This window comes from Paenibacillus sp. FSL K6-0276 (genome assembly GCF_037977235.1).
In the GTDB taxonomy this organism is placed as follows: Bacteria; Bacillota; Bacilli; order Paenibacillales; family Paenibacillaceae; genus Paenibacillus_AQ.
This window is the reverse complement of sequence record NZ_CP150276.1, coordinates 6,050,390-6,071,151: the sequence shown is the minus strand read 5'-3', so window position 1 is coordinate 6,071,151 and position 20,762 is coordinate 6,050,390. Positions and strand designations below refer to the sequence as shown.

Annotated in this window: 22 protein-coding genes; 9 read left to right on the top strand and 13 right to left on the bottom strand. The window is 43.8% G+C overall.

The annotated features are described in order from the left end of the window. Positions 1–194: 194 nt before the first annotated feature. The 8 genes from MHH52_RS28630 to MHH52_RS28595 all read left to right on the top strand — a co-directional run bounded on the left by MHH52_RS28630 (position 195) and on the right by MHH52_RS28595 (position 9,348). Positions 195–1,598, top strand: a complete 1,404-nt coding sequence (locus MHH52_RS28630; RefSeq protein ID WP_340005877.1) for a cytochrome ubiquinol oxidase subunit I — start codon at positions 195–197, stop codon at positions 1,596–1,598. Next, positions 1,585–2,601, top strand: coding sequence for a cytochrome d ubiquinol oxidase subunit II (gene cydB / locus MHH52_RS28625; RefSeq protein ID WP_340005876.1), 1,017 nt, complete (start codon positions 1,585–1,587; stop codon positions 2,599–2,601). Before MHH52_RS28630 ends, cydB begins: the two co-directional genes overlap by 14 nt. Beyond that, positions 2,601–4,343, top strand: coding sequence for a thiol reductant ABC exporter subunit CydD (cydD, locus tag MHH52_RS28620; protein ID WP_340005874.1), 1,743 nt, complete (start codon positions 2,601–2,603; stop codon positions 4,341–4,343). The genes cydB and cydD overlap by 1 nt, the downstream gene beginning before the upstream one ends. Then, the gene (gene cydC / locus MHH52_RS28615; protein WP_340005873.1) at positions 4,340–6,091 is read left to right on the top strand and encodes a thiol reductant ABC exporter subunit CydC; all 1,752 of its coding nucleotides are present in this window, start codon (positions 4,340–4,342) and stop codon (positions 6,089–6,091) included. Before cydD ends, cydC begins: the two co-directional genes overlap by 4 nt. 230 nt (positions 6,092–6,321) lie before the next feature. After that, a complete protein-coding gene (locus MHH52_RS28610; protein ID WP_076120603.1) occupies positions 6,322–6,489 on the top strand; it encodes a CxxH/CxxC protein in 168 nt (55 codons plus the stop codon). Continuing rightward, positions 6,467–6,607, top strand: coding sequence for a hypothetical protein (locus MHH52_RS28605; protein WP_340005871.1), 141 nt, complete (start codon positions 6,467–6,469; stop codon positions 6,605–6,607). Before MHH52_RS28610 ends, MHH52_RS28605 begins: the two co-directional genes overlap by 23 nt. Before the next feature lie 112 nt (positions 6,608–6,719). Beyond that, entirely contained in the window at positions 6,720–7,199 is a 480-nt protein-coding gene (gene rlmH, locus MHH52_RS28600) for a 23S rRNA (pseudouridine(1915)-N(3))-methyltransferase RlmH (protein WP_340005870.1), read from the top strand. Positions 7,200–7,335: 136 nt separating this feature from the next. Next, positions 7,336–9,348, top strand: coding sequence for an AAA family ATPase (locus MHH52_RS28595; RefSeq protein WP_340005869.1), 2,013 nt, complete (start codon positions 7,336–7,338; stop codon positions 9,346–9,348). A gap of 61 nt (positions 9,349–9,409) precedes the next feature. Here MHH52_RS28595 and MHH52_RS28590 read toward each other — a convergent pair whose 3' ends face one another. From MHH52_RS28590 to MHH52_RS28535, 12 genes are all read right to left on the bottom strand, one after another. Further along, positions 9,410–11,065 carry a recombinase family protein gene (locus MHH52_RS28590; protein ID WP_340005868.1) on the bottom strand — a complete coding sequence of 552 codons (1,656 nt, stop codon included), beginning with the start codon at positions 11,063–11,065 and terminating at the stop codon, positions 9,410–9,412. Positions 11,066–11,069: 4 nt separating this feature from the next. Next, a complete protein-coding gene (locus MHH52_RS28585) occupies positions 11,070–12,623 on the bottom strand; it encodes a recombinase family protein (protein WP_340005866.1) in 1,554 nt (517 codons plus the stop codon). An 8-nt stretch (positions 12,624–12,631) separates the two neighbouring features. Continuing rightward, positions 12,632–12,787: a hypothetical protein gene (locus tag MHH52_RS28580; protein ID WP_340005864.1), complete on the bottom strand. Its 156-nt coding sequence runs from the start codon at positions 12,785–12,787 to the stop codon at positions 12,632–12,634. Positions 12,788–12,847: 60 nt separating this feature from the next. Beyond that, positions 12,848–13,258 (bottom strand): JAB domain-containing protein, encoded by a 411-nt coding sequence (locus MHH52_RS28575; protein WP_340009869.1) that lies wholly within the window; start codon positions 13,256–13,258, stop codon positions 12,848–12,850. 53 nt (positions 13,259–13,311) lie between these two features. Continuing rightward, on the bottom strand, positions 13,312–13,713 hold the full coding sequence (locus MHH52_RS28570; RefSeq protein ID WP_340005862.1) for a hypothetical protein: 402 nt from the start codon (positions 13,711–13,713) through the stop codon (positions 13,312–13,314). Between the two features lie 192 nt (positions 13,714–13,905). Next, positions 13,906–15,486 carry a hypothetical protein gene (locus tag MHH52_RS28565; protein WP_340005859.1) on the bottom strand — a complete coding sequence of 527 codons (1,581 nt, stop codon included), beginning with the start codon at positions 15,484–15,486 and terminating at the stop codon, positions 13,906–13,908. 48 nt (positions 15,487–15,534) lie between these two features. Then, entirely contained in the window at positions 15,535–16,074 is a 540-nt protein-coding gene (locus MHH52_RS28560; RefSeq protein ID WP_340005856.1) for a hypothetical protein, read from the bottom strand. A 155-nt stretch (positions 16,075–16,229) separates the two neighbouring features. Next, positions 16,230–16,436 carry a hypothetical protein gene (locus MHH52_RS28555; RefSeq protein ID WP_340005854.1) on the bottom strand — a complete coding sequence of 69 codons (207 nt, stop codon included), beginning with the start codon at positions 16,434–16,436 and terminating at the stop codon, positions 16,230–16,232. A gap of 409 nt (positions 16,437–16,845) precedes the next feature. Next, on the bottom strand, positions 16,846–17,472 hold the full coding sequence (locus MHH52_RS28550) for a hypothetical protein (protein ID WP_340005852.1): 627 nt from the start codon (positions 17,470–17,472) through the stop codon (positions 16,846–16,848). 139 nt (positions 17,473–17,611) lie between these two features. Further along, complete coding sequence (locus MHH52_RS28545; RefSeq protein ID WP_340005851.1) at positions 17,612–17,758, bottom strand: hypothetical protein; 147 nt, start codon at positions 17,756–17,758, stop codon at positions 17,612–17,614. A gap of 30 nt (positions 17,759–17,788) precedes the next feature. Next, positions 17,789–18,079 carry a hypothetical protein gene (locus MHH52_RS28540; protein WP_340005850.1) on the bottom strand — a complete coding sequence of 97 codons (291 nt, stop codon included), beginning with the start codon at positions 18,077–18,079 and terminating at the stop codon, positions 17,789–17,791. Positions 18,080–18,104: 25 nt separating this feature from the next. Beyond that, a complete protein-coding gene (locus MHH52_RS28535) occupies positions 18,105–18,617 on the bottom strand; it encodes a hypothetical protein (protein ID WP_340005848.1) in 513 nt (170 codons plus the stop codon). Positions 18,618–18,796: 179 nt separating this feature from the next. On the opposite strand from MHH52_RS28535, the gene MHH52_RS28530 reads away from it, so the two are divergent. Further along, the gene (locus MHH52_RS28530; protein WP_340005846.1) at positions 18,797–19,168 is read left to right on the top strand and encodes a helix-turn-helix domain-containing protein; all 372 of its coding nucleotides are present in this window, start codon (positions 18,797–18,799) and stop codon (positions 19,166–19,168) included. A 409-nt stretch (positions 19,169–19,577) separates the two neighbouring features. On the opposite strand, the gene MHH52_RS28525 is transcribed toward MHH52_RS28530, so the two are convergent. After that, positions 19,578–20,615, bottom strand: a complete 1,038-nt coding sequence (locus MHH52_RS28525; RefSeq protein ID WP_340005844.1) for a hypothetical protein — start codon at positions 20,613–20,615, stop codon at positions 19,578–19,580. Positions 20,616–20,762: the final 147 nt, after the last annotated feature.

Here is a 20,762-nt window from a genome sequence, read left to right as displayed (position 1 = left end):
AGAGCGCTGAACAACTCCAAGACGGTCAAACCGTCTTATTTTTTTTGCTTTTTTTATCGCAAATTGTGATTTTTGTCACAAATCATTTGAATTTCACCGTTAAATGGACCTCTTTGTGTGACATTTATCACACATAAAAGATTAAATTTTTGACAGAATATAATTAACGAAAAGGGGAGAAGGAAGGGAAAAATATGGATACAGTAATGCTGTCGCGTATACAATTTGCGTCGACGACAATATTCCACTATTTCTTTGTACCGGTATCAATCGGACTAGCGCTCTTGATTGCGATCATGGAGACAATGTACGTTAGAAAAGGCAATGAAGAGTACAAAAAAATGGCGCAGTTCTGGGGAAAGCTATTCCTCATCAATTTTGCAGTAGGGGTAGTTACAGGGATATTGCAGGAATTTCAGTTCGGGATGAACTGGTCTGATTATTCACGTTTTGTTGGTGATGTATTCGGGGCTCCACTTGCAGTTGAAGCACTGGCAGCCTTTTTTCTGGAGTCTACTTTTATTGGAATCTGGATATTCGGCTGGGACAAGGTGTCCAAAAGAGTACATTTGATGTCCATCTGGCTGGTAGCATTCGGTACGATGTTATCCGCTTTCTGGATCCTAGCAGCGAACTCCTTTATGCAGCATCCTGTGGGATTTGCGATTAATAATGGCCGTGCAGAAATGAACGATTTCTTCGCGCTTATTACGAACGGACAATTGTTGGTTGAATTCCCGCACACGGTTCTTGCTGCGTATGCAACAGGCGCCTTCCTCGTAACGGGTATTAGTGCGTATAAGATATTGAAGAAACAAGATGTCTCTTTCTTTAAGAAATCTTTTCAAATTGCAGCGATCGTAGGTATTATTTCTTCTATTGGTGTAGCCGTGGCAGGCCATGCGCAAGCACAGTATTTGGTTGAGACTCAACCTATGAAGATGGCGGCTTCCGAAGGACTGTGGGGTAAGAGTGGTGACCCAGCACCTTGGACCGTATGGGCAAACATTGATCCTGAAAAGCAAGAAAGTACTGGAGAATTTCAAATTCCGTATATGCTGAGCTTCCTTTCATACAGTAAATTTTCCGGTGAAGTTAAAGGTATGCTTGAACTGCAAGCTGAGTATGAGCAAGCCTATGGCCCCGGTGACTATATTCCACCTGTACGTACGACATTCTGGAGTTTCCGGATCATGGTTCTAGCAGGAACATTAATGATTGTACTGGGTATGTACGCTATGTACTTAATGTGGCGCAAAAAAATGGACCGTCCAAACACTTGGTTTATGCGGTTTATGTTATGGGGAATACTGCTTCCTCCAATCGCGAATACAGCTGGTTGGGTCATGACCGAATTCGGGCGTCAGCCATGGACGGTATTCGGACTAATGACAACGGAAGACAGTGTATCGCCTAATATTACGAGTGGTCAGGTTCTATTCTCTGTTATTTCTTTTACAACGATTTACGCAATTCTCGGATTAGTAATGATTGGTTTGTTTATGAAAGTGATTAAAAAAGGTCCTTATGAGATGGATAACGATCACGGGGATTCGCATGATCCATATAACGAGGAGGGCTCCGATGTTATCTCTTAATGAATTGTGGTTTGTGCTGATTGCAGTTCTGTTTATAGGGTTCTTCTTCCTGGAGGGTTTTGATTTCGGCGTAGGGATGGAAACACAATTTCTCGCTAAAAATGATACAGAGCGCCGGGTACTGATTAACTCCATCGGACCTTTCTGGGATGCTAATGAGGTATGGCTACTAACGGGTGCGGGCGCAATGTTCGCGGCTTTTCCGGAATGGTACGCAACGCTGTTTAGTGGATTCTATATTCCCTTTGTCTTTGCTTTATTAGCTTTGATTGCGCGTGGTGTCGCTTTTGAATTTAGAGGTAAACGGGATTCTGTAGCTTGGAAAAGAACTTGGGATGCTTGTATCTTTATCGGCAGCTTTCTCCCACCGTTCCTCCTTGCTGTAGTGTTCGCCAGCTTTATCAAAGGTTTGCCGATCGATGCTGATAAGCAAATGTACGCGGGTTTCACAGATATCGTGAATGTGTATACTGTAGTAGCAGGCCTTACTGTAGTTCTTCTCTGCTTGGTGCATGGGCTGATGTTTACAACCCTTCGCACAGTAGGTGACTTACAAGCTCGCGCTCGGAAGATGGCACAAAGATTGCTTTGGCCACTTGCGGCTCTACTGCTTGCGTTCGTAGTAATGACTTATTACATGACGGATATATTTGAACAACGCGGTACAGTTCTTATGATTATTGTAGCGCTTGGAATTATCGCTTTTGTGCTATCGGGTTATTTCATGACGAAGAAGAAGGATGGCTACGCTTTTGGAATGACAGGAGCAGTAATGGCGTTGTCGGTAACTTCTATCTTTGTAGGATTATTCCCACGTGTTATGATTAGTTCTATCGATCAAGCCTTTAATTTGACGATCACCAATGCGGCTTCGGGACATTACTCTTTGAAGGTAATGACGATTGTGGCACTGACCATCCTTCCGTTCGTCTTGGGATATCAAATTTGGAGTTACTTTGTCTTTCATAAACGGGTTCACGAGAAGGAGCATCTTGAATACTAATGGATAAAAATTTGCTTGGGTATAAAGGAGTTAAGCCGGTCTTTCTGATCGTCGGCCTCCTTACCTTGGTGCAAAGCTTGTCCATACTTCTGCTGGCCAAATGGTTGGCAGAAGTCATCTCTGCGCTATTTGCGGGAGAACCTCTGAAGGAACAATGGGGCACTGCGCTATTGTTCCTTCTTGCATTTCTAGTGCGCCATGCTTGCGCCATGCTGATGAGCCGTGTCTCTTACCGCTTTGCGGAAGCAACGGGCAGCAACATGCGGAGGGAAATGATGGATAAGCTCTTCCAGCTTGGACCCAGAATGGTGGGCGGGCGTGGAACCGGGGATCTTGTCACACTAGTGCTGGAAGGCGTAACAAAGTTCCGCACATATTTGGAAGCGATTATCCCTAGAATGGTAGGGATGTCAATTACACCGATTCTGGTGCTTATTTATATCTACACGATGGATACCGCGAGTGGGATTATTCTTACGATCACCATGCCGATTATTATTGTTTTTATGATCTTGATCGGGATGACAGCTCGTAAGCAGATGGACCGTCAGCTGAAATCTTATCGCACATTATCTAATCATTTCGTAGACTCCCTCCGTGGGCTAGAAACGCTGAAATTCCTGGGTCGCAGTCGTAGTCATAGCACGAGTATTGCGACCGTCAGCGATCGATATCGCTCTGCGACGATGCGTACATTGCGAGTGGCCTTTTTGTCTTCGTTCGCGCTAGACTTCTTTACGATGTTATCGGTTGCTTCCGTAGCGGTAAGCCTTGGTTTGCGGCTGGTGAACGATCAGATGACGCTTGTTACGGGCTTAACCATTCTGATCTTGGCTCCGGAATATTTCTTGCCTGTAAGACTGGTGGGTTCGGATTTCCATGCTACTTTGGATGGTAAGGAAGCTGCTGAGGCGATGAAGAGCATTATAGACCAGGATGAAGTAAAAGCTGAAGTAGTGGGTCCTGCATCGAAAACATCACAAGAAATATTCACTTGGCATGAAAATAGCCAACTTACATTAAAGGATGTCAGTGTGAAATACGAGGAAGCGGGTCTTTCTTCGCTGGAAGCGGTGAACCTGCAATTTAAAGGGGCCAGCAAAATTGGAATTATCGGAGAGAGTGGAGCCGGTAAATCTACATTAGTCGATATATTAGGGGGCTTCTTGCACCCTACTTCAGGAAATATCACAGTTAACGGTACATCGGTTAGCGCCTTAACGGATGAGGCTTGGCGAAAACAGACCTCGTATATCCCGCAGCGCCCTTATATTTTTAGTGGTACGTTAGCAGATAATATTCGCTTCTATTACCCTGAGGCTTCTATGGAAGCAGTGGCTGCTGCAGTGAAGGCTACTGGATTATCTCAGCTAGTGGATACTCTTCCGAATGGCCTTCATGAGATGATTGGTAGCGGTGGTCGTTCATTCAGTGGTGGACAGGAGCAGCGGGTAGCCTTAGCCCGGGCCTTGCTCAGCAGTCGTCCGATTATGTTATTAGACGAGCCAACGGCACATTTGGATATTGAAACGGAATATGAGCTGAAGGAGACGATGGTGCCTCTTTTTGAAGGAAAGCTGGTCTTTCTAGCCACACATCGCCTGCACTGGATGCTCGATATGGACGTTATTGTAGTAATGAAGCAAGGACAAGTGGCAGAAATCGGTACCCATCAGGAGTTGCTTGCCCGTAAGGGTGCGTATTATGAGTTGATTGGGTCGCAATTGGAGGGAATCCATTGAAACGTGAAGGATGGTTTGCTCCGTATGTATCGTCGTATTTTTGGCGTTTTGTGCTTATTATCGTGCTTGGGGCGTTGACGATTTTTACAGCCTCATCATTAATGTATACCTCAGGATTTCTGATCTCCAAAGCGTCTACACCCGTCGAAAATATCCTAATGATCTATGTACCGATTGTAGGTGTGCGTACGTTCGGAACGAGTCGGGCTGTAATTCATTATGTGGAACGTCTAGTTGGGCATGACACTATTTTGCGGATTCTTTCTAAGATGCGTGTGCGTTTGTACAATATTTTGGAGCCACAGGCTTTGTTCCTGTCATCGCGTTTCCGTACCGGGGATATTCTCGGGATGCTAGCGGATGACATTGAATATTTGCAAAATGTATATCTGCGCACCGTATTTCCAAGTGTCATTGCTTTGCTGATCTATGGAGCGGCAGTGATTGCGTTGGGGACTTTTGATATCGGTTTTGCGCTGTTGATGGCTCTGTATATCTTGGTGTTAGTAGTGGTGTTGCCTTTCTTATCTCTGTTGTTCACACAGAAGCGCCAACGTGAAGTCAAAGTAGAGCGTAATCGTCTCTATCAAAAGCTTACAGACGCCGTACTCGGCATGGGTGACTGGGTCATTAGTGGACGGCAAAGCCAGTTCGTAGAGACTTATGAAGCAGATGAGAGGAAAGTAGCCAAAACCGATGCAGCGCTGCGCAGTTGGGCACGTCTTCGTACATTCATTGGGCAAGCAGTAATTGGGATTGGCGTGCTTTCTATGGTATATTGGGCTGCTGGAGAGTTTGCGGATGGTGCTATTGCAGGTACATTGATTGCAGCGTTTGTTTTGGTTGTATTTCCTGTGGCAGATGCCTTTTTGCCAGTTTCCGAAGCGGTAGAGAAAATTCCGCAGTACCGTAACTCCTTGGAGCGATTGTCTGGTGTAGACGGATCTGAGCAGAACATAGTGTCTGAAAAAGCATCTGTAGTTGATGCTCTACCTCAGGCGATGAAGAGTACTCACATTAAGCTGGAGAACCTAGGTTATCGCTATGGATCAGAGGTTAACTGGTCGGTTCGCGATCTAAGCCTCGATATTCCACAAGGTAAAAAGATTGCGATCATCGGCCGAAGTGGTGCGGGCAAGTCTACGTTATTAAAGGCCATTCAAGGCGTTATTGAGCTTTCCGTAGGTTCCGCTACGATTAATGGAATCGCTGCTGCTGCCTATGGCGAGCATATACCTTCTATTATAGCGGTGTTAAATCAGAGCCCACACTTATTTGACACTACGGTAGCGAACAATATTCGTATGGGTGATCCGAAGGCTTCGGAACAAGCGATCAAAGAAGCTGGGGCATTAGCTAAAATGGATACGCTGATCTCCTCGTTACCAGAGGGATATGATACCTTTGTCCGTGAAGCGGGGCAACGTTTCTCCGGTGGAGAGCGTCAGCGGATCGCGTTAGCTCGTATTTTGCTGCAAAATACGCCTGTCGTGATTCTTGACGAACCAACCGTAGGGCTGGACCCGCGGACGGAACGTGATCTTTTGAAGACGATGTTTGAAGCGATGGAGGGTAAATCCCTGATTTGGGTAACGCATCATTTGGTGGGTGCGGAGCAGATGGATGAAGTGATATTTATGGAAAATGGCTCGGTAGAAATGCGCGGAACCCATGCGGAGCTAATGGAGAAAGAACCGCGTTACCGCAGATTGTATGAGCTGGATCGTCCGGTGGAGTTTCTAGGGTAGGATGGAGAGTTTAAGATAACATTTAGAGAAGATAGAGAGATATGAGTGATGAGATTCCTTTTGCCCTCTTGGGGTGGGAGGAATCTTTTTTTGATGTAAGGCAAGAATATAGACAATGGATAAATAGATCGCTGGAATGGGCAGATAGGAGTTCCTTTTTCGTGGGAAGTATGGTAGAACAATAGAAGGAGTATTAGGCCGTAGCGGCACAGAAAGGGATGCTTGGTTGAATGTATGTAGTATGTAAAGAACATGTAGAATTAGCGATTGATTTGTTTGTGGACGAGTACGAAGATGCACCAGATGTAGTGGATTTAAAAGAAACGGAATTCTCTGACTGGGATCCGCCGGCAAAGTGCACCCAATGTGAGAAGAATGCTGAATATCTGGTGGTCTAAAGGGCAGTCTGAAGTGATAAATGTGGGGTATGTAAAAGGACGTCGTGTACGTCCTTTTGTTGTTTCTATAGATGGGAATAGAGCGCTTATGATGGCTCTGCTTAGCGGCACTGCTTAAAGGATTAAGGGCGGCTGTAAATCGAAGGTACTCGGACGGACATGGGTTTGTGGATAGAGGATGGATGAGAGAGTATGGAAAGTTATATTAGATATTAAACGGAGGTAGTATTATGCTTATTCAGATTATTGGTGTAGGGAAGTTGAAGGAAAAGTATTTGATCGATGGCATCGCGGAGTATGCTAAACGGCTGACACCGTACCTGAAATTTCAGGTGATTGAGGTGGCAGATGAAAAAGCACCCGACTCTCTGAGCGAAGCAGAGGTTGGTTTGGTGAAGACACGCGAGGGCGAACGCATCCTCGCGCAGATTAAGAGCGAGGCGCATGTCATTGCGCTCGCGATCGACGGCAAGCTGTGGAGCTCGGAAGAGCTTGCCGCAGAAATTGACCGGCTCGGCACCTACGGGACGAGCCATGTCGTGTTCGTCATCGGAGGGAGCCATGGGCTCTCCGACGAGGTTATGCGCCGCGCGCAGCAGCGCATGAGCTTCGGGCGCATGACGCTGCCCCATCAGCTCATGCGCCTGGTGCTGGTGGAGCAGATTTATCGCGCGGTGAAGATAAATCGGGGGGAACCTTATCATAAGTAGGGCGAAATTTTCATTCAAGTATTCAAGAAACTAGCCTAGAGAGCTTTTGGACCTCACTGGATTCAAAGATCAAGAGAATATATTTTGGTACATTCTGTATGATATAATGACATTAAGATGATTAGGGGGGATCCCGTTGAGACTTGTAGAGGCTCGAGTGCAAAATTATAGAAGCATAATAGATACAGGCTGGTTTTCTGTTGAAGAAAACAAGCTAATTTTAGTAGGTCCTAATGAAGCAGGAAAGACAGCTATCTTACAAGCACTTCAACAATTGAGTCCTCCTGAAGGTGTAAAAGAGTTAGATGAGCTTAGGGATTATCCAAGGTCTAAGTATAATGATATTAGCACAAAGAAAGTCCAATCAAGTAGCATCACAGTTGTAGAGGGCAAATTTAAAATTGAAGAAAATGATAATATTGACATCTCAGAAGGATTTGAGGACTGTCTCTATGTGCTTGAGAAGAGAATGGATAATCAGTTATACTATCGCTTAGAAAATGTTCCGCCTAAGGTAGTGTATGCAGATATCTCCAAGGATCTGAAAAGGTTAGCGGCCCATGTGGACAAGCCAGTTGATGAGCTAGTTGAGGGAACGATATCCTTAGAACATAAGCTCTCTGAAATTACAGTAGACTGGATTGGATCAACTACAATTACTAAGATCAGAGCACTATTGTTAGACGAGTGGTTGGAGCTCGCTTTTAAGCATATTGATGAATCTAATGTTACAGAAGAAGAAAGATATGACAGACTTAAAACTAGCATTAACTCCTATAAAATAGAAGAACAGCTATTAAATATACTTAGAGAACACGTACCGACTTTTGTATATTTTAATAACTACGCCAGGGTAAAGCCCCTTATCCATCTTGAACATTTAGTTCAAAGAATTGAAAATAATATTTTGGACGATATCTATTACGATTACGGGAATATTTGCTTGCTTAAGCTACTTGGATTTGAAGCAAGATACCTTTCCGATTTAGGAAAGGCCACAGCAAATAATTTAAATGAACAAAGTTGGAAAAATTACAGAGACCAACTCGATAAAAGGCAATATCAACTTAATGCTGCAAGTGTTAAGTTGACAACAGAAATAAATAGAGTTTGGATGCCGGATGAAAATCGCGCTGAAGCGTCTCGACTTAGAATTATAGCTGATGGTCAGTACTTAAAAGTCGTTGTGGAAGATGGAATGGGTGTTGAGATTGAATTAGATCAAAGATCTGAAGGATATCAATGGCTCGTATCTTTCTTTATTATATTTTTTGCTGAAGCTGAGGGGAAATATAAAAATGCTATCTTGCTATTGGATGAGCCAGGGCTAAATCTACATGCACTTAAACAAGCAGAGTTTAGAAAAACAATTTCTAGACTAGGAGAAGCTAACCAAACTATTTATACTACCCATTCACCTTTCATGGTAGGTGCTAACGAGCTAGACATTGTACGTGTAGTTGAGATGGTAAGTAGAGAAGAGGGTACGAAAGTCCATACAACTGTGACCGCATCAGACTCAAATGCTATCTTGCCATTGCAAGAAGCACTTGGCTATGACTTGGCTCAAAGTTTATTCACACAACAAAGAAATCTTGTTTTCGAAGGTCTTACCGACTACTGGTATATAGAAGCAGTTTCTGAAATGCTACGTAGCGATAATGTTGTTAGCTTAAATGATAAAATCGCCCTTATTCCCGCGGGAACTGCAAGCAAAGTTGTTTTTTATGCAACTATTCTAAAATCTCATAATCTTAAGGTAGCAGCTTTGTTTGACTCTGATCCTGAGGGGGAGCAAGCCGCGAAGCAAGATAATCTAATAATTTTATTGAAGAATACTAATATTTTTCAGGTGAAGGATTTCTATCAAGGTACTGCTAAAAAAGTAGAAGTAGAAGATTTGCTAAGAGACACACTTGTAGCTGTTGCGAAGGAGGAGCTTGGCTGGGATGTAAGCGAAATAGCGAATTCTCAAACATCAAGACCAATAGCAGATGTGTTTTCTTCTCAAATTCAAGAATTTTCAAAATACAAGTTGGCTAAAGCGTTCCTTAGATGGGCTCGTAATAACAATGCGAGCGCGTTAACAGGGGGCGAACGAGAACAATGGAAAGCTTTCATAGAGAAAGTGAATAAAGCTCTAAAATAAGCATTTGAAGCTACCAAGCAGCTTAATAGTTTTGAGTGACCCAGTGATAGTTCGACACACTCTATAAAATAAGTGTGAATCGTCCACTTAATTGAGGGGCTTTTCCCGACAAAGGAAAAGCCCCTTCCGCTATATTATCAGCGGAAGGGGCTGCGCTTAAAAAATGCTTTTCGGTCTCCGAATTGAAGCTAAGTTCTACATCCTTGACCATTCGCTTGTCGTCTAGGGTAATCTTCTTGACGATTAGGTGCAGGAGCGTCTTACGCTGCTCAAATGGGGATTCTCGGAGTAGACCGTCGAACCGTTCCATTAGGGAACGCACAAGTTCATATGATACTGGTTCTGCCTCGTCACCTCGCAACTCAAGCTCCAATCTGGACTTTCGGGTCAATTCATCGTCCAAATCGCCATTGATGCCATCCAGACGCTCAGAGAAAAGATCGCGGTCGATTTGGTCCATTTCGTATAAGGAAAGGTATTTACGCTTGTTTTCCTCTAGTTTGGCGATTCTGACTTTCACACCGGAGAGTTCCTTCTCTAGGGGCTTAATCCGTCCTATTTTTCGTTCATTTACGCCTTTCACAATCGCTTTTAGCAATTGGGGCTTGATCAGAACATTCTGAACTCTATTCATTACTGTCTGCTCGGCTTCCACCTTACGAATACTATTTGCATGACATACGGAGCTTCCCTTACTGCGAAAGCTGCTACAAGAATAGTACATCCGAGTTACCTTGGAGCCATCCTTCATCTTATTGACCGTCCGGCTTGCCGTCATGGCCGCTCCGCATTCGGGACAGCGGATGATTCCAGTCAGTAGATACTCTCCCTCGAAGCGCTTTTTGGGCATAGAGCTCTTCTTCTGCCGGAGTAGACGAACCTTGTCCCATAGATTTTGGTCAATGATTGCTGAATGGAGTCCATCAACGAGAATAGGGTTTGCACTTTTACCTTTGCGCCGCTTTTCACTCCAGTTCTCATACTGGTTGTAGCGTATTTTCCCTATGAACATCGGATTATCCAACAAGTCCCGAATGGAACAAGTGGAAAAGGGACCTTTGGTCTTGGTTGTATAACCGTCCCTATTGAGGGCATTGGCGATATATTTTAGTCCTTTGCCTGACGCGTACAGTTCGAATATCTTACGGACAAGCATGGCCTCATCTTCTACAATAACCACTTCCGTGTTTCTGCCTCGACCATCAGCTGATCCCTTGACCACGCGGTAGCCCAGTGGAACCTTTCCATTATGACTGCCTGTTTTGGCTCGTTGCTTATGGCCCATCTTCACGTTATCTACAATGGTGTTTCGCTCTAGTTCGCCAACAGCTCCCATCATTTGTAGCGCGAAGCGGCCCATAGGTGTTTCCGTTTCGAAATTCTCGGAAAAAGAGCGGAAGGCAATGTTGTTTTTGTCCAGTAGATCAACGATTTGGAGTAGGTCGATATTCTTGCGAGCCATCCGGTTGATCTTCCAGACGATGACTTCATCGAACAGCCCGTCCTCGGCATCCTTCAGAAGCCGCTGAAGTTCATATCTGCCTTTCGTGCTCTTTCCGCTGACTCCACGATCTACGTATTCTCCGATGATTGGTTTGTTGTATAGTGCACAATAGTTTCGCAGGGTATCCAGTTGAGCATCAATGGAGTATCCGTGCTCTGCTTGCTCATCGGTGCTTACTCGGGCATAGATAGCGACTCGTATTATTTTTTCCATAGGGTTATTCGCCCCTTTGCTTTAGATTAGGTGGGATTTCTAGATCGAGTAGGGCAGTATTACCGCAAATGACGGTCTTTTGTATGTCTCGATCAGGCGAGATAGAGATGCTCTTGATCAGGCTGCAATATAACGCCTTTTGTTGCTCTGGTTGTGCAGCACTTAGGATTGTTCGTATTTCTTCAAGCGCTTTTTTAATGCCCGCTGGGGCATAGGCTTGTTCTGGAGTATGCGCCTCTATGATGTGTTCCAACTCTGCTCTCTCCTGTACAAGGTTGTCTGACTCCCCTTTGATCTCATCCAGGCGTTCTTTCAGCGTATCATTATTGATATGTCCGTCTTCAAAAAGTTCAAAGCAACGAAAGCTACGACTCTTTAATGAAGTAAGCTGTGTATCAATCTGCTTCATCTTCCTTAGATGTGGTCTCAATGCTTTTTCGCGTCGCTGGTTGATTTCGGTGATGAGCTTTGCAGCAATAGATGGATTGCCCAGAAAATGTCCGATCTGTTCGCTAACCCAATCTTCGGCTTCTGGAGCTCTGACATGGTTGGATCGGCAGATAGATGATCCGTGAGCAGAGGACCGTCCACAGATATAATACTCTGAAAGGGATATCATGCCATTTTTGCGATATCTTCGTACATGTCCAGGAACCATCCCTTGCCCGCACTCCGGGCATTTGAGCAGCCCAGATAGGGGAAAGAGACGGAGATTGGTTTTGTTTACAGGATGCGAACGGCGTGATAACTGATGCTGGACTTGCTCCCATAACTCTTCTGTGATGATGGGTTCCTGGCATCCGGTTACACTTTTTCTTTGATTACTATTAGCAGTGAATTTGACCTTGCCGATATAGTTGCAGTTGTTCAAGATGCCACGTACAGAGGCAACACTAAAAGGGTTACCGCGTTTGGTGAAAAGACCCTCCTTGTTCAGTCGGTTAGCAATGGATTTGTATCCCTGACCGCTTGCGTAGGAATTGAAGATATCTTGAACCAGCTTTGCTTCCTCGGATACAATTTCCACACGGGAAAGGTTGGGATTAACGGGATGAGGAAGCCATGTATAGCCCAAAACTTGGTTTCCGCAGTTCCATTTTCCCTGTCTGCTGCGCTCACGCATGCTAAGCTTAACGTTCTGAGAGATTTGTGATTGTTCAAGTTGAGCTGTTGCGCCCATCATCTGCAGGACAAACTTTCCCATTGGCGTATCCGTTTCTAGTCGTTCTTTGAGACTATAGAGTCCGATTTGATGCTTTTCCAGAAGCTCCACAATGGTGAGAAGGTCCTTCAGATTACGGGATAGCCGATTGAGGCGCAAGCAGATAACTCTATTGAAGCAGCCTTTTTGTGCATCGGTCAGCAGTTCCTGGAGAGCTGGTCTACCCTCAATGGACTTACCGGAACGTCCAGCGTCTACGTACACCTTAAAAACATTGGTCTGAATTTTACGGCAGTGGTTTAGGAGTGCTTCCCGCTGAGCATCAAGGCTGTATCCTTCCACTTGCATATCAGTTGACACGCGGATATAAAGGGCCGCTATGATTTTGTTTGTCATACGTTGACCTATGCTGCTTTCGGTATTTCGTCCGTCTGAATTTGAGCTATGGACGGTATGGATTCTATAAGAGTGGATGGATGGGTATCTAGGTACTGGCAGATCATATCAGAAAGAATGTCGATGAATAAGGTCATTTCGTTGGTTTCAGTCATGATTTCCATGTATGATTCCCCCTTGAGGTTGGTATGAATAATGGCTTTATAGATATGAAGGTTGAATTTCTACATTAGGCCTCGTTCCTTCATACTGATATGATTTTGATGCCCTAATACAATATGGTCGAGTAGGTCTATGCCCATTAGAGTTCCTGCATCACGAATTCTCTCTGTTAGTTCAATATCCTCAGAGCTTGGTATTGGATCGCCGCTGGGATGATTATGACAAGCTATAATAGAAGCGGCATTGGAGAGAATCGCAAGCTTGTACGTCTCCCTTGGATGAACAAGAGATGCATTCAATGTCCCGCAGGATACTTGATGCAAGGCTGTGGGCTGATTCTTGGTGTCCAGCGTAAGAATACAAAAAGATTCTCGGTCACAATCACCAATGAACTGTCGGAAAAGTTCAGCTGCATCGGTTGGACTATTGATTTTGCGCTGCGGATATAAAATAGATGTTTGTTCTCGAACCATACGGAGACTGAGTACCTGAATTCGCTTAGCTGGAGGTTCTTTATCTTTGCCCTTCACAGGTATTCAGCCTCCCCTTGTATGGATTGGTCCGCAAGCCATTCCTCCAATTTAGTATTCTGGGTTCCCTTTACAGAAAAGACCGTTGTAAAGCTTTCGTTGTCATACATGAGTAGAATTCGATAATACTTCGCTTCTGGTAGCTCATAGATTTCCACATACTCTACATGCAGAAAAGGGTATGTGAGTCCTAAGGTTGCTAGGTTGGATTGAGATTCATGATGTTCCAGACAGGTAATGGTATGTCCTATGGTGTCTAGTCGATACTTATCGTCTCCCTCGTCAAAATTCAGTATCTGGCATAGCTGAGAGTGTTCTTGTGACACTACCTCTAGCAGAAAGGGGGATAAGGTTTGACCGTGCTTTACAATATCAGATGTACGTTGGATAGTGAGCAATATGTTCGCCTCCTTACGGATATGTGCCTCCTGTTACTCCAGGGGTACCAATATATAATATATATTTCAAAATATTTACATATCGTAAGGTGTACGTTCCTCACTACCCATAGACTACTTCCGAATACTGCCGTAAGTGACCTTACCGCCTATAGTTCAAGGCGTAAAGGACACTACGGACGATATTTTTAACTATTCAAGTAAGGAGTCTGATTCGGCATAGGTATGGTAAATGCTTCGTTTTTTACGGGGCTTTATTTTACTTTGTTTGGCATTCTCATTCGTGATGGTGATTGTTCTCGCCCCATTCTTTCGGCATTCAAAGAAGATACCAGCTTGTTCTAGATTTGAACGTAGATTGTTCATACGCCTTGTGAGAGAGTTGGGACTCTCAGGCCAATTTTTACCGACTTTTCGAATTCCCATATTCATGCATGTGTGGTCCAATGCGAAGAGGAGAGTTGTAGCACTTCCCGTCCATTTTTCTTGGTCCTCCATGAATTTTAGAATAGATGAAGCTACAGGGTTATTTGACAATATCTCCGTACTGGCATGCTTTTGATTGAACTCGTAATACTTTAGAAAATTATCGCCATGGCCGCCAAGAGCTTCACCAATTGCATATCCCCATTTTGCAAAGTCAGCCATTCGGGGTAGCTTGGAGAGTTGGACTTTAGGATGGATACTCATAGCCTTGGAGAGAGCAATGAAGCAAGCTCCAAGAATATCCGGTAGATCCGCTTGGAATGAATCCCATATTGTTCTTTCATCCTTGCGATCTTCGGGAGAGATGCGTTTCAATTCTATAACAATGGAGCGGTCTAAAAGATCCGATCTTGTGACGATAGAATTAATGCCATTAAGCATGACACAACGCTTAAGATTGAGGACAACCTCTCCGTCGTCAGTATAAAGCTTACGCTTGCTGATACTCCCACCTGTAGCAGCCATACAGAGTAAGTCTGAGCGCTCTGGTGATAGGTAATCCAGATTGTCGAATGCTGGCATGTAGTTGTTATTGAGCATTAGCGCCAGAGCCTCGTTGCTGTTAGGCATGGATAGCAGATCAATCCTTGAGGGGTCGACAATAGATCTTACCATTCTCATGGTGGTTGATTTCGCAGCACCTTTCTCTCCTATGAAAACAAGAAGAGGATGTGAGATATCCGGCACAAGACAGGAAATGATGTAGATAGCCAGTAGGAGTATGTCTGATTTTCGCTGTGTCCGAAAATGCTTGGATAAAAGATTGATTAAATTATGGGTGCATGAGAAATTAGGCTTAAACTGTGGAGACATGTTTTTGGTCCTATAAAAGATGCACGGATCTCTAGTGATGATTTTGTATTTCGATGCTGATATCATTACAGTACCTTTTTTCGGATCACACAGGTCATAGAAATAGTGGCCTTGAGTTTGGGCTACTCGTCGTTCAAGCCTTTTGACCTTACCATCAAACATAGCCATTGCCTCAAAGTGATTAACAGCTTGCTTGAGTGCATCAGGGCTTGGTGGTTTACCGTCAGAAAGATAGAACGCCTTACTAAGGTTCAATTTGAACTCCTTGCTACACACTTTGAATATTCTCGTCTCGCCGTTGTCAACTAGCTTACAGTATGGTTCGTTATACTGGTCAACGAAAAAGAGATTATTTGAAAAGAGCGAAATAAGCTCTTGGGCTTCGGTTTGCCTCGGGCTTTTTTCATTTCCGGTTTTGGATAAAGAATCTTGCGAGAAGCCTTTTTTAGGTCTGGGTTTTTTCTTGTTATCCATAGAGCTACCTCAATTCTATTAAGTTTAGGCTTTAGCATTCTGGGTAGATTAGTCTTCCCAGATAAAGTCGTCATCAAGATCGAGAACAAGGCTGTCTTCTTCTCTGTCCATATCAATCTCCTCTTCAAGGTCATCGTTATGAGCGAAATCGCTAAATACGTCATCAAAATCAGTAGAAAGATCCTCTTCATCAAAATCCGTTCGAGTAGCCTCTTGCTCAGTGGCTGACCGCATTTCCAGTACCGTATATACTCTGTAACCCAGTTCATCTTCGACAGCTTGAACATCCAACATTATCGGCAGACCTACAAGACTGCGTGGATCAAAATACGACCCTGGACTCATAAGCACCCCAAGATTTGTTAGCGTGGTAGTAAATTCGCTTCCTGGCCTCCAATCTTCAGAGATTCTATAGGTTATCCGATGTTCATGGTCATGCCCTTCCGGCAATATTGAAAGATTCATAACAAGAGAACGATTTCGTTTTCTGGATTTGCAAATCATCCCTAAATGGATGCCATTATCAATAGGTAGAAGCTCATACGAGTTTGGTGTCGGGTCGGCAGGACACTGAAACATAGAATTCATAGTTTTACTTCCTCTCAGGTTCTATTGCTATTCTCGATCCTTACCATGAACAACTATTTTGACAAGGTAACCAGGGTATGGATTGAGGATAGTTAGGTATTTGCTCTTGGTTTAAACGATATCTTTAAAGTCGTGATGTATGTCCAACAGGATCTTCACAGAGCAACAGGCAAAGAGGTACGCATCGAAATACTGGAAATGCTATACATGAAGCCTTTCGCATCGTCTACGTGTTCCTGTATCTCGACGATGACATCCATATTCACTAAGCTGTACGTTTCAATACCTGCTCCCTTTCTTGGAATTACACCCAGGCCAAGCAACGTCTGATAGAAGGTGCTGTAGGGTTGCCAGTCGACCATCGCTCTGAAGGACATTTGGTAAGGGGGAATGTCTCCCTCGTGAAAGACATTTACCTCTAGGAGAAGTTTTTCGTTCTGAATGACTTCGGCATTGGTAATTATGCCGAAATGTTTACCTGGGATAATGCTGGAAACATGGATTGGTGATGGTTGTCTACTGCTAGAGCATTGAACGAGATGAAGTTTTGACATGGGCTAGAACATCCTTTCCTTATGATATTTTTGTACAAGTGGATAACCAGTTAGTATCTCTCGGTGTTTCGCCGATAAGTTCATCTTAAACTAAGAGGAATGTCAAAAAAATATAGACAAAACTACGAAAACCAGGATTTATATACACAAACATACGTTCTTGCTAAGCGCAAAAAAAAGAAGAGTCCAGTTGGACTCTCTTCTTAGGTGTTAGATTTCATTGATTTAGTTTCCCATTGGTCATTGCTCTAACAATATTTCTGATTTTTTGTAAATGGAACATTGCTTGATCGTGATAAGTCTCACTATAAAAAACAACCCGATCTTCAGGAGCATTTTTTTGGATATAATCAAAGTCAGCAGCTACATGATCAACTATGTATTTTTGATAGTAGTCTGATATAGTATTTTGCTTTCCATCAGGCGCGTAAAAAAAATCCAGAAATGTAGCGTTGTCCTCCAGGGAAAACTCAGGTGGGGTATCAGCTAGATTTTCTATGGATTTTCTTGTTTGCAACAACTTCATGAAATACTCATCAATCTCTTCAATTTTCGGCTCTGCTTTCTTCTCAATCAAGTCAATACTCGTGATAAGGCTTACCCAGGTTGTCTTTGCAGTTTGAGGAATATTATATTGACGACCTGATAGGAAATCTTTGTGGTCTAGATTATTTTGCTTACATGCTGCTTTAAAATTGGAGAGGGTTTTTGTATAGGCATAATCCTCGTTGTGATGAGGATATACTTGCTTTGAAAGTTCCCTCAGTGAAATAAAGGGTTCTAACGTATCTTTTTCTTTAGTTTTGTAGTGTGTTCCTTTTTTTTGTAATAATATCCCTTCCATATTTCTACTCCTTTACAATGGGTTTCTAAACTCTTACCAATTATATCAAAAGGGAAGGGAGTGAACAGAATGAAAAAGAGGAAGACAAAAGCTCTCTTCCTCGTCCACTGAATAGATACTACATCTTTTATTTTCCCATCTACTGTTTAAGCCACTTCTGCCAATCAGCATTCACTTTGTCGAAGCTACCGTAGGTTTCGGTAAAAGCATTAAATGCCCGTTGATCACTACTGAAAGGTTGGATGCCGCGCTGGCTATAGTCGCAAAGCTGGCATGAAGGAGACATAAAAGCATGATTTTAGCGGATTTTTCATAATTATAGTTGCTCCTCATGGGCTGGCATTTCGTCCTCAGTAGTTGACTTGCCGACCCACGCCGCAATGATGATTACCAAAAGAAGGACTCCGATAATGCTCGCCCATACAGGATGAGACTGTATCCAGTCCAATGTGAAGCCAATAGTCAGCAATGAGGCGACAAGGCATCCTCCCACAACTTTAAAGAATCCTGAGAATCCTATGTAGGTAATGGAAAATATCTTATTTAGTATGATATAGTAGAAGGCTCCGAGCCCCAGGATTAGTGCGCCTGCCAAAAAGTCTAACATGATTCATCTTCCTCTCAATGATAGTTTAGTTTTTATTCGATTCGATTCCCAAAAAACGAAGTCCGATAGCGAAAGCCTCATTCTGGTCCAGTGTCCTAAGCTGATAGTTGAACTCCATCTCCAGCGGTGTAAGCTGTCCACTTAAGAAATTCAGTTCAAGCGCAGCCAGACTCAGGTATCCAAAGGCTTGAATTTCAGAAATAACATGGTTGTTGAGACGTTCACCCTCAGCGATTTTTTTCAGAACAGCTTCGGCAACAGGGCTATTCATGCGGGACTTGGCTTTATTCCACTTTATGAGTTCCCCTACGCCCCAACCCTTCTTTTTGCTCAGCTCACTCGCGTTGTAATAAGCAGCTTCTGCTTGCTTGGTACTGATCTTCATGATCTGGCTGGCGGCCTGCGCGGCGAGGTGCTCTCCGTGAAGCTTGTCCATACCCAACTCTTTACAGGTGACAAGGAAATACCCGATGATTGAGTAAACGGAAATAAGTTCATCGGTTAGGGGGGATTCCTGTATAATTTCCATACGAGACATACTGTATCTTCCTTTCTTTTTGAAATGCGATTAGTGGTTAATGAGTTCTTTGAGGCACTAACCGTTCGATATTCCCATTATACGAACTTATAAGTTATATTTACAACATTTTCTTATAGTTTGATGACCTGTCAGGCGAGTGATCTATTCCTTACGCTTGGAAGTAGAGGTGGTAGGGAATGACGGACTTTTTGATACTGGTAGGGGCTAGAATCAAGCAACTCAGGATACAAAAGGGGCTTTCACAGGCGAAGCTAGCTGAAATGGCTGATTTGCAGGATACGTATATCGGTGGAGTAGAACGGGGGAAGCGGAATATCTCTCTCAACTCACTGGAAAAGATTATGTCAGCCCTGGAGGCCGACCCGTCGGAAGCGCTCAAATTTGGCCGATTGGATGTTTTGGAGGAGGAAGTGGATAAGCAAAACATTCTAGATATTCATGTCTCCTTGCTCCGTGAGCGTAGCCTGGCTGAGGTGAAGTTGGTCCAACGTATGATCAGAGATATGTTTGAAACGCTGGATCAGGATCAGGAGAAAAGTGAAGGTTAAATGGTGGGGGCGGGCGATTAGCATATGCTAGTTGGCTCGCTTTTTTACGTGTCGGCATGTGCATGGCTTTTCAAATAACTTTGCTTGAGGCGGCACTTCAAAAGCTTACGAACAGCCCGAGCAAACAGCCTATGAGTTTCTGAAATAATAAAAAGGGCTGATTTATAATCTAAGGTGCCTTACTTTTCTAAATGACTAATGATTGCTGTAAGCAAATGCTGGGTAGTCCCCACCTGCTGTAGCAGACAATCTTCCTTCTCGGCAAGGTGTACTACACCTTGTCGTATTTTTTTCTTCATCTCTGTACGCTCCATTACTGATTGATATTAGCAAATACAATTTTAGACTTCAAATATCGTCCGTGTCGTCCCTATCGACTTTGACGGAATGGACGCAACTTTGTGGAAGGTTAGGCTTTGGTATATTTGGGATTGATACTAATCTTGGCATGCTCATGCTTGCGATAAAAGCGCATGTCCCTGGTTGAATTGTTGGCCTGCTCTGTGAAGGCAGCAGAGAGGGCCTCATCCTTGAATACGAAAAAATCACGCCCCTTTTGTCCACTGAACATAGCGATCATGGCATAGTGGTAGCTGCCTGGATTACAGATCCCCCCACTACCTAATGGAAGAAGCTTTACGACCTCTGCTATGGTCGATGTAGAAGCCTGTTCTGGATTATTATCTAAGGCGATCAGTAGACATGCAAAAAGGATATCGGCATTGGAGCGAGAAACGATGCTTTCAGGATGGAAATGCTTGCAGGTTATAGCCTCCCATTTTACATAAGGAACTTGTGGTTCAATAGTGGGACATGTCTTGCCAGCAACCTTGGCAAGTACCTCTCGATTGCCGTACGCTTTTAGAAAGCGATCAAGCTGTACATGTCCTCGGTCTTCATGATTCGCCTGCATTTTGGGAAGGAGCGCACGAAAAAACTCCGTGAAATGTGTTAGATCGGACAGAACAAGGGTTGTCTCTTGTGCAGTAGTGTCATGCCCCGTTTCTTTCAAAAGGTTACGAATAGCAGTCAGGCGGTGGTTATCGACAAGTTCAAAGACATCGGGTTGGAGTAGGTGTAGTAGGAAGGAAGCTGCGTCAAATCCTTGGGTATCACGAGAGAACTTCTCTATCCAATAGTCCAATATTTCTGAAGGATCGGTTAGGGCTTTCTCTATGAACTCAGGCCATGATTTGATGGCGATAATGGCGATTTTCTTATAGATATGAGGCGCATCTTTGCGCTGCCAATAGCCGCACTGCCAAGAAAGGGCAGAGCGGAGCATATCTGGACGGACACTACTGGGATTGGCGAATTGTTTCCGCCAGATATCAAGCGGTTCAGCTGGGTATTTAGCATAGGGGAAGCGGGACATGTGTTCTTCAAAGTGTTGATTAATGAAATTGATCAGTACCTTTTTCTTATTTTCGCTGAGATTGATGGTCATATGGATGCCTCCGTTTTTTGAAGTCGAGTATGTCGAAAAGGACAATATTCTGAAGCATTGTAACTGTCACCGAAAGTCCCTCGGGGGTTAGCTGATTATATCTTTTTTACGTTCTGTGGGGAGATAGTCATCAGCGTATATGTTGAG

Excerpts from the sequence above, each read along its gene's own strand:
- MHH52_RS28630 (WP_340005877.1), top strand. The coding sequence starts at position 195 with ATGGATACAGTAATGCTGTCGCGTATACAATTTGCGTCGACGACAATA.
- cydB (WP_340005876.1), top strand. The coding sequence starts at position 1,585 with ATGTTATCTCTTAATGAATTGTGGTTTGTGCTGATTGCAGTTCTGTTT.
- cydD (WP_340005874.1), top strand. The coding sequence starts at position 2,601 with ATGGATAAAAATTTGCTTGGGTATAAAGGAGTTAAGCCGGTCTTTCTG.
- MHH52_RS28610 (WP_076120603.1), top strand. The coding sequence starts at position 6,322 with ATGTATGTAGTATGTAAAGAACATGTAGAATTAGCGATTGATTTGTTT.
- MHH52_RS28605 (WP_340005871.1), top strand. The coding sequence starts at position 6,467 with ATGCTGAATATCTGGTGGTCTAAAGGGCAGTCTGAAGTGATAAATGTG.
- rlmH (WP_340005870.1), top strand. The coding sequence starts at position 6,720 with ATGCTTATTCAGATTATTGGTGTAGGGAAGTTGAAGGAAAAGTATTTG.
- MHH52_RS28590 (WP_340005868.1), bottom strand. The coding sequence starts at position 11,065 with ATGGAAAAAATAATACGAGTCGCTATCTATGCCCGAGTAAGCACCGAT.
- MHH52_RS28585 (WP_340005866.1), bottom strand. The coding sequence starts at position 12,623 with ATGACAAACAAAATCATAGCGGCCCTTTATATCCGCGTGTCAACTGAT.
- MHH52_RS28580 (WP_340005864.1), bottom strand. The coding sequence starts at position 12,787 with ATGGAAATCATGACTGAAACCAACGAAATGACCTTATTCATCGACATT.
- MHH52_RS28575 (WP_340009869.1), bottom strand. The coding sequence starts at position 13,258 with ATGGTTCGAGAACAAACATCTATTTTATATCCGCAGCGCAAAATCAAT.
- MHH52_RS28565 (WP_340005859.1), bottom strand. The coding sequence starts at position 15,486 with ATGGATAACAAGAAAAAACCCAGACCTAAAAAAGGCTTCTCGCAAGAT.
- MHH52_RS28560 (WP_340005856.1), bottom strand. The coding sequence starts at position 16,074 with ATGAATTCTATGTTTCAGTGTCCTGCCGACCCGACACCAAACTCGTAT.
- MHH52_RS28555 (WP_340005854.1), bottom strand. The coding sequence starts at position 16,436 with ATGGTCGACTGGCAACCCTACAGCACCTTCTATCAGACGTTGCTTGGC.
- MHH52_RS28550 (WP_340005852.1), bottom strand. The coding sequence starts at position 17,472 with ATGGAAGGGATATTATTACAAAAAAAAGGAACACACTACAAAACTAAA.
- MHH52_RS28545 (WP_340005851.1), bottom strand. The coding sequence starts at position 17,758 with ATGTCTCCTTCATGCCAGCTTTGCGACTATAGCCAGCGCGGCATCCAA.
- MHH52_RS28540 (WP_340005850.1), bottom strand. The coding sequence starts at position 18,079 with ATGTTAGACTTTTTGGCAGGCGCACTAATCCTGGGGCTCGGAGCCTTC.
- MHH52_RS28535 (WP_340005848.1), bottom strand. The coding sequence starts at position 18,617 with ATGTCTCGTATGGAAATTATACAGGAATCCCCCCTAACCGATGAACTT.
- MHH52_RS28530 (WP_340005846.1), top strand. The coding sequence starts at position 18,797 with ATGACGGACTTTTTGATACTGGTAGGGGCTAGAATCAAGCAACTCAGG.
- MHH52_RS28525 (WP_340005844.1), bottom strand. The coding sequence starts at position 20,615 with ATGACCATCAATCTCAGCGAAAATAAGAAAAAGGTACTGATCAATTTC.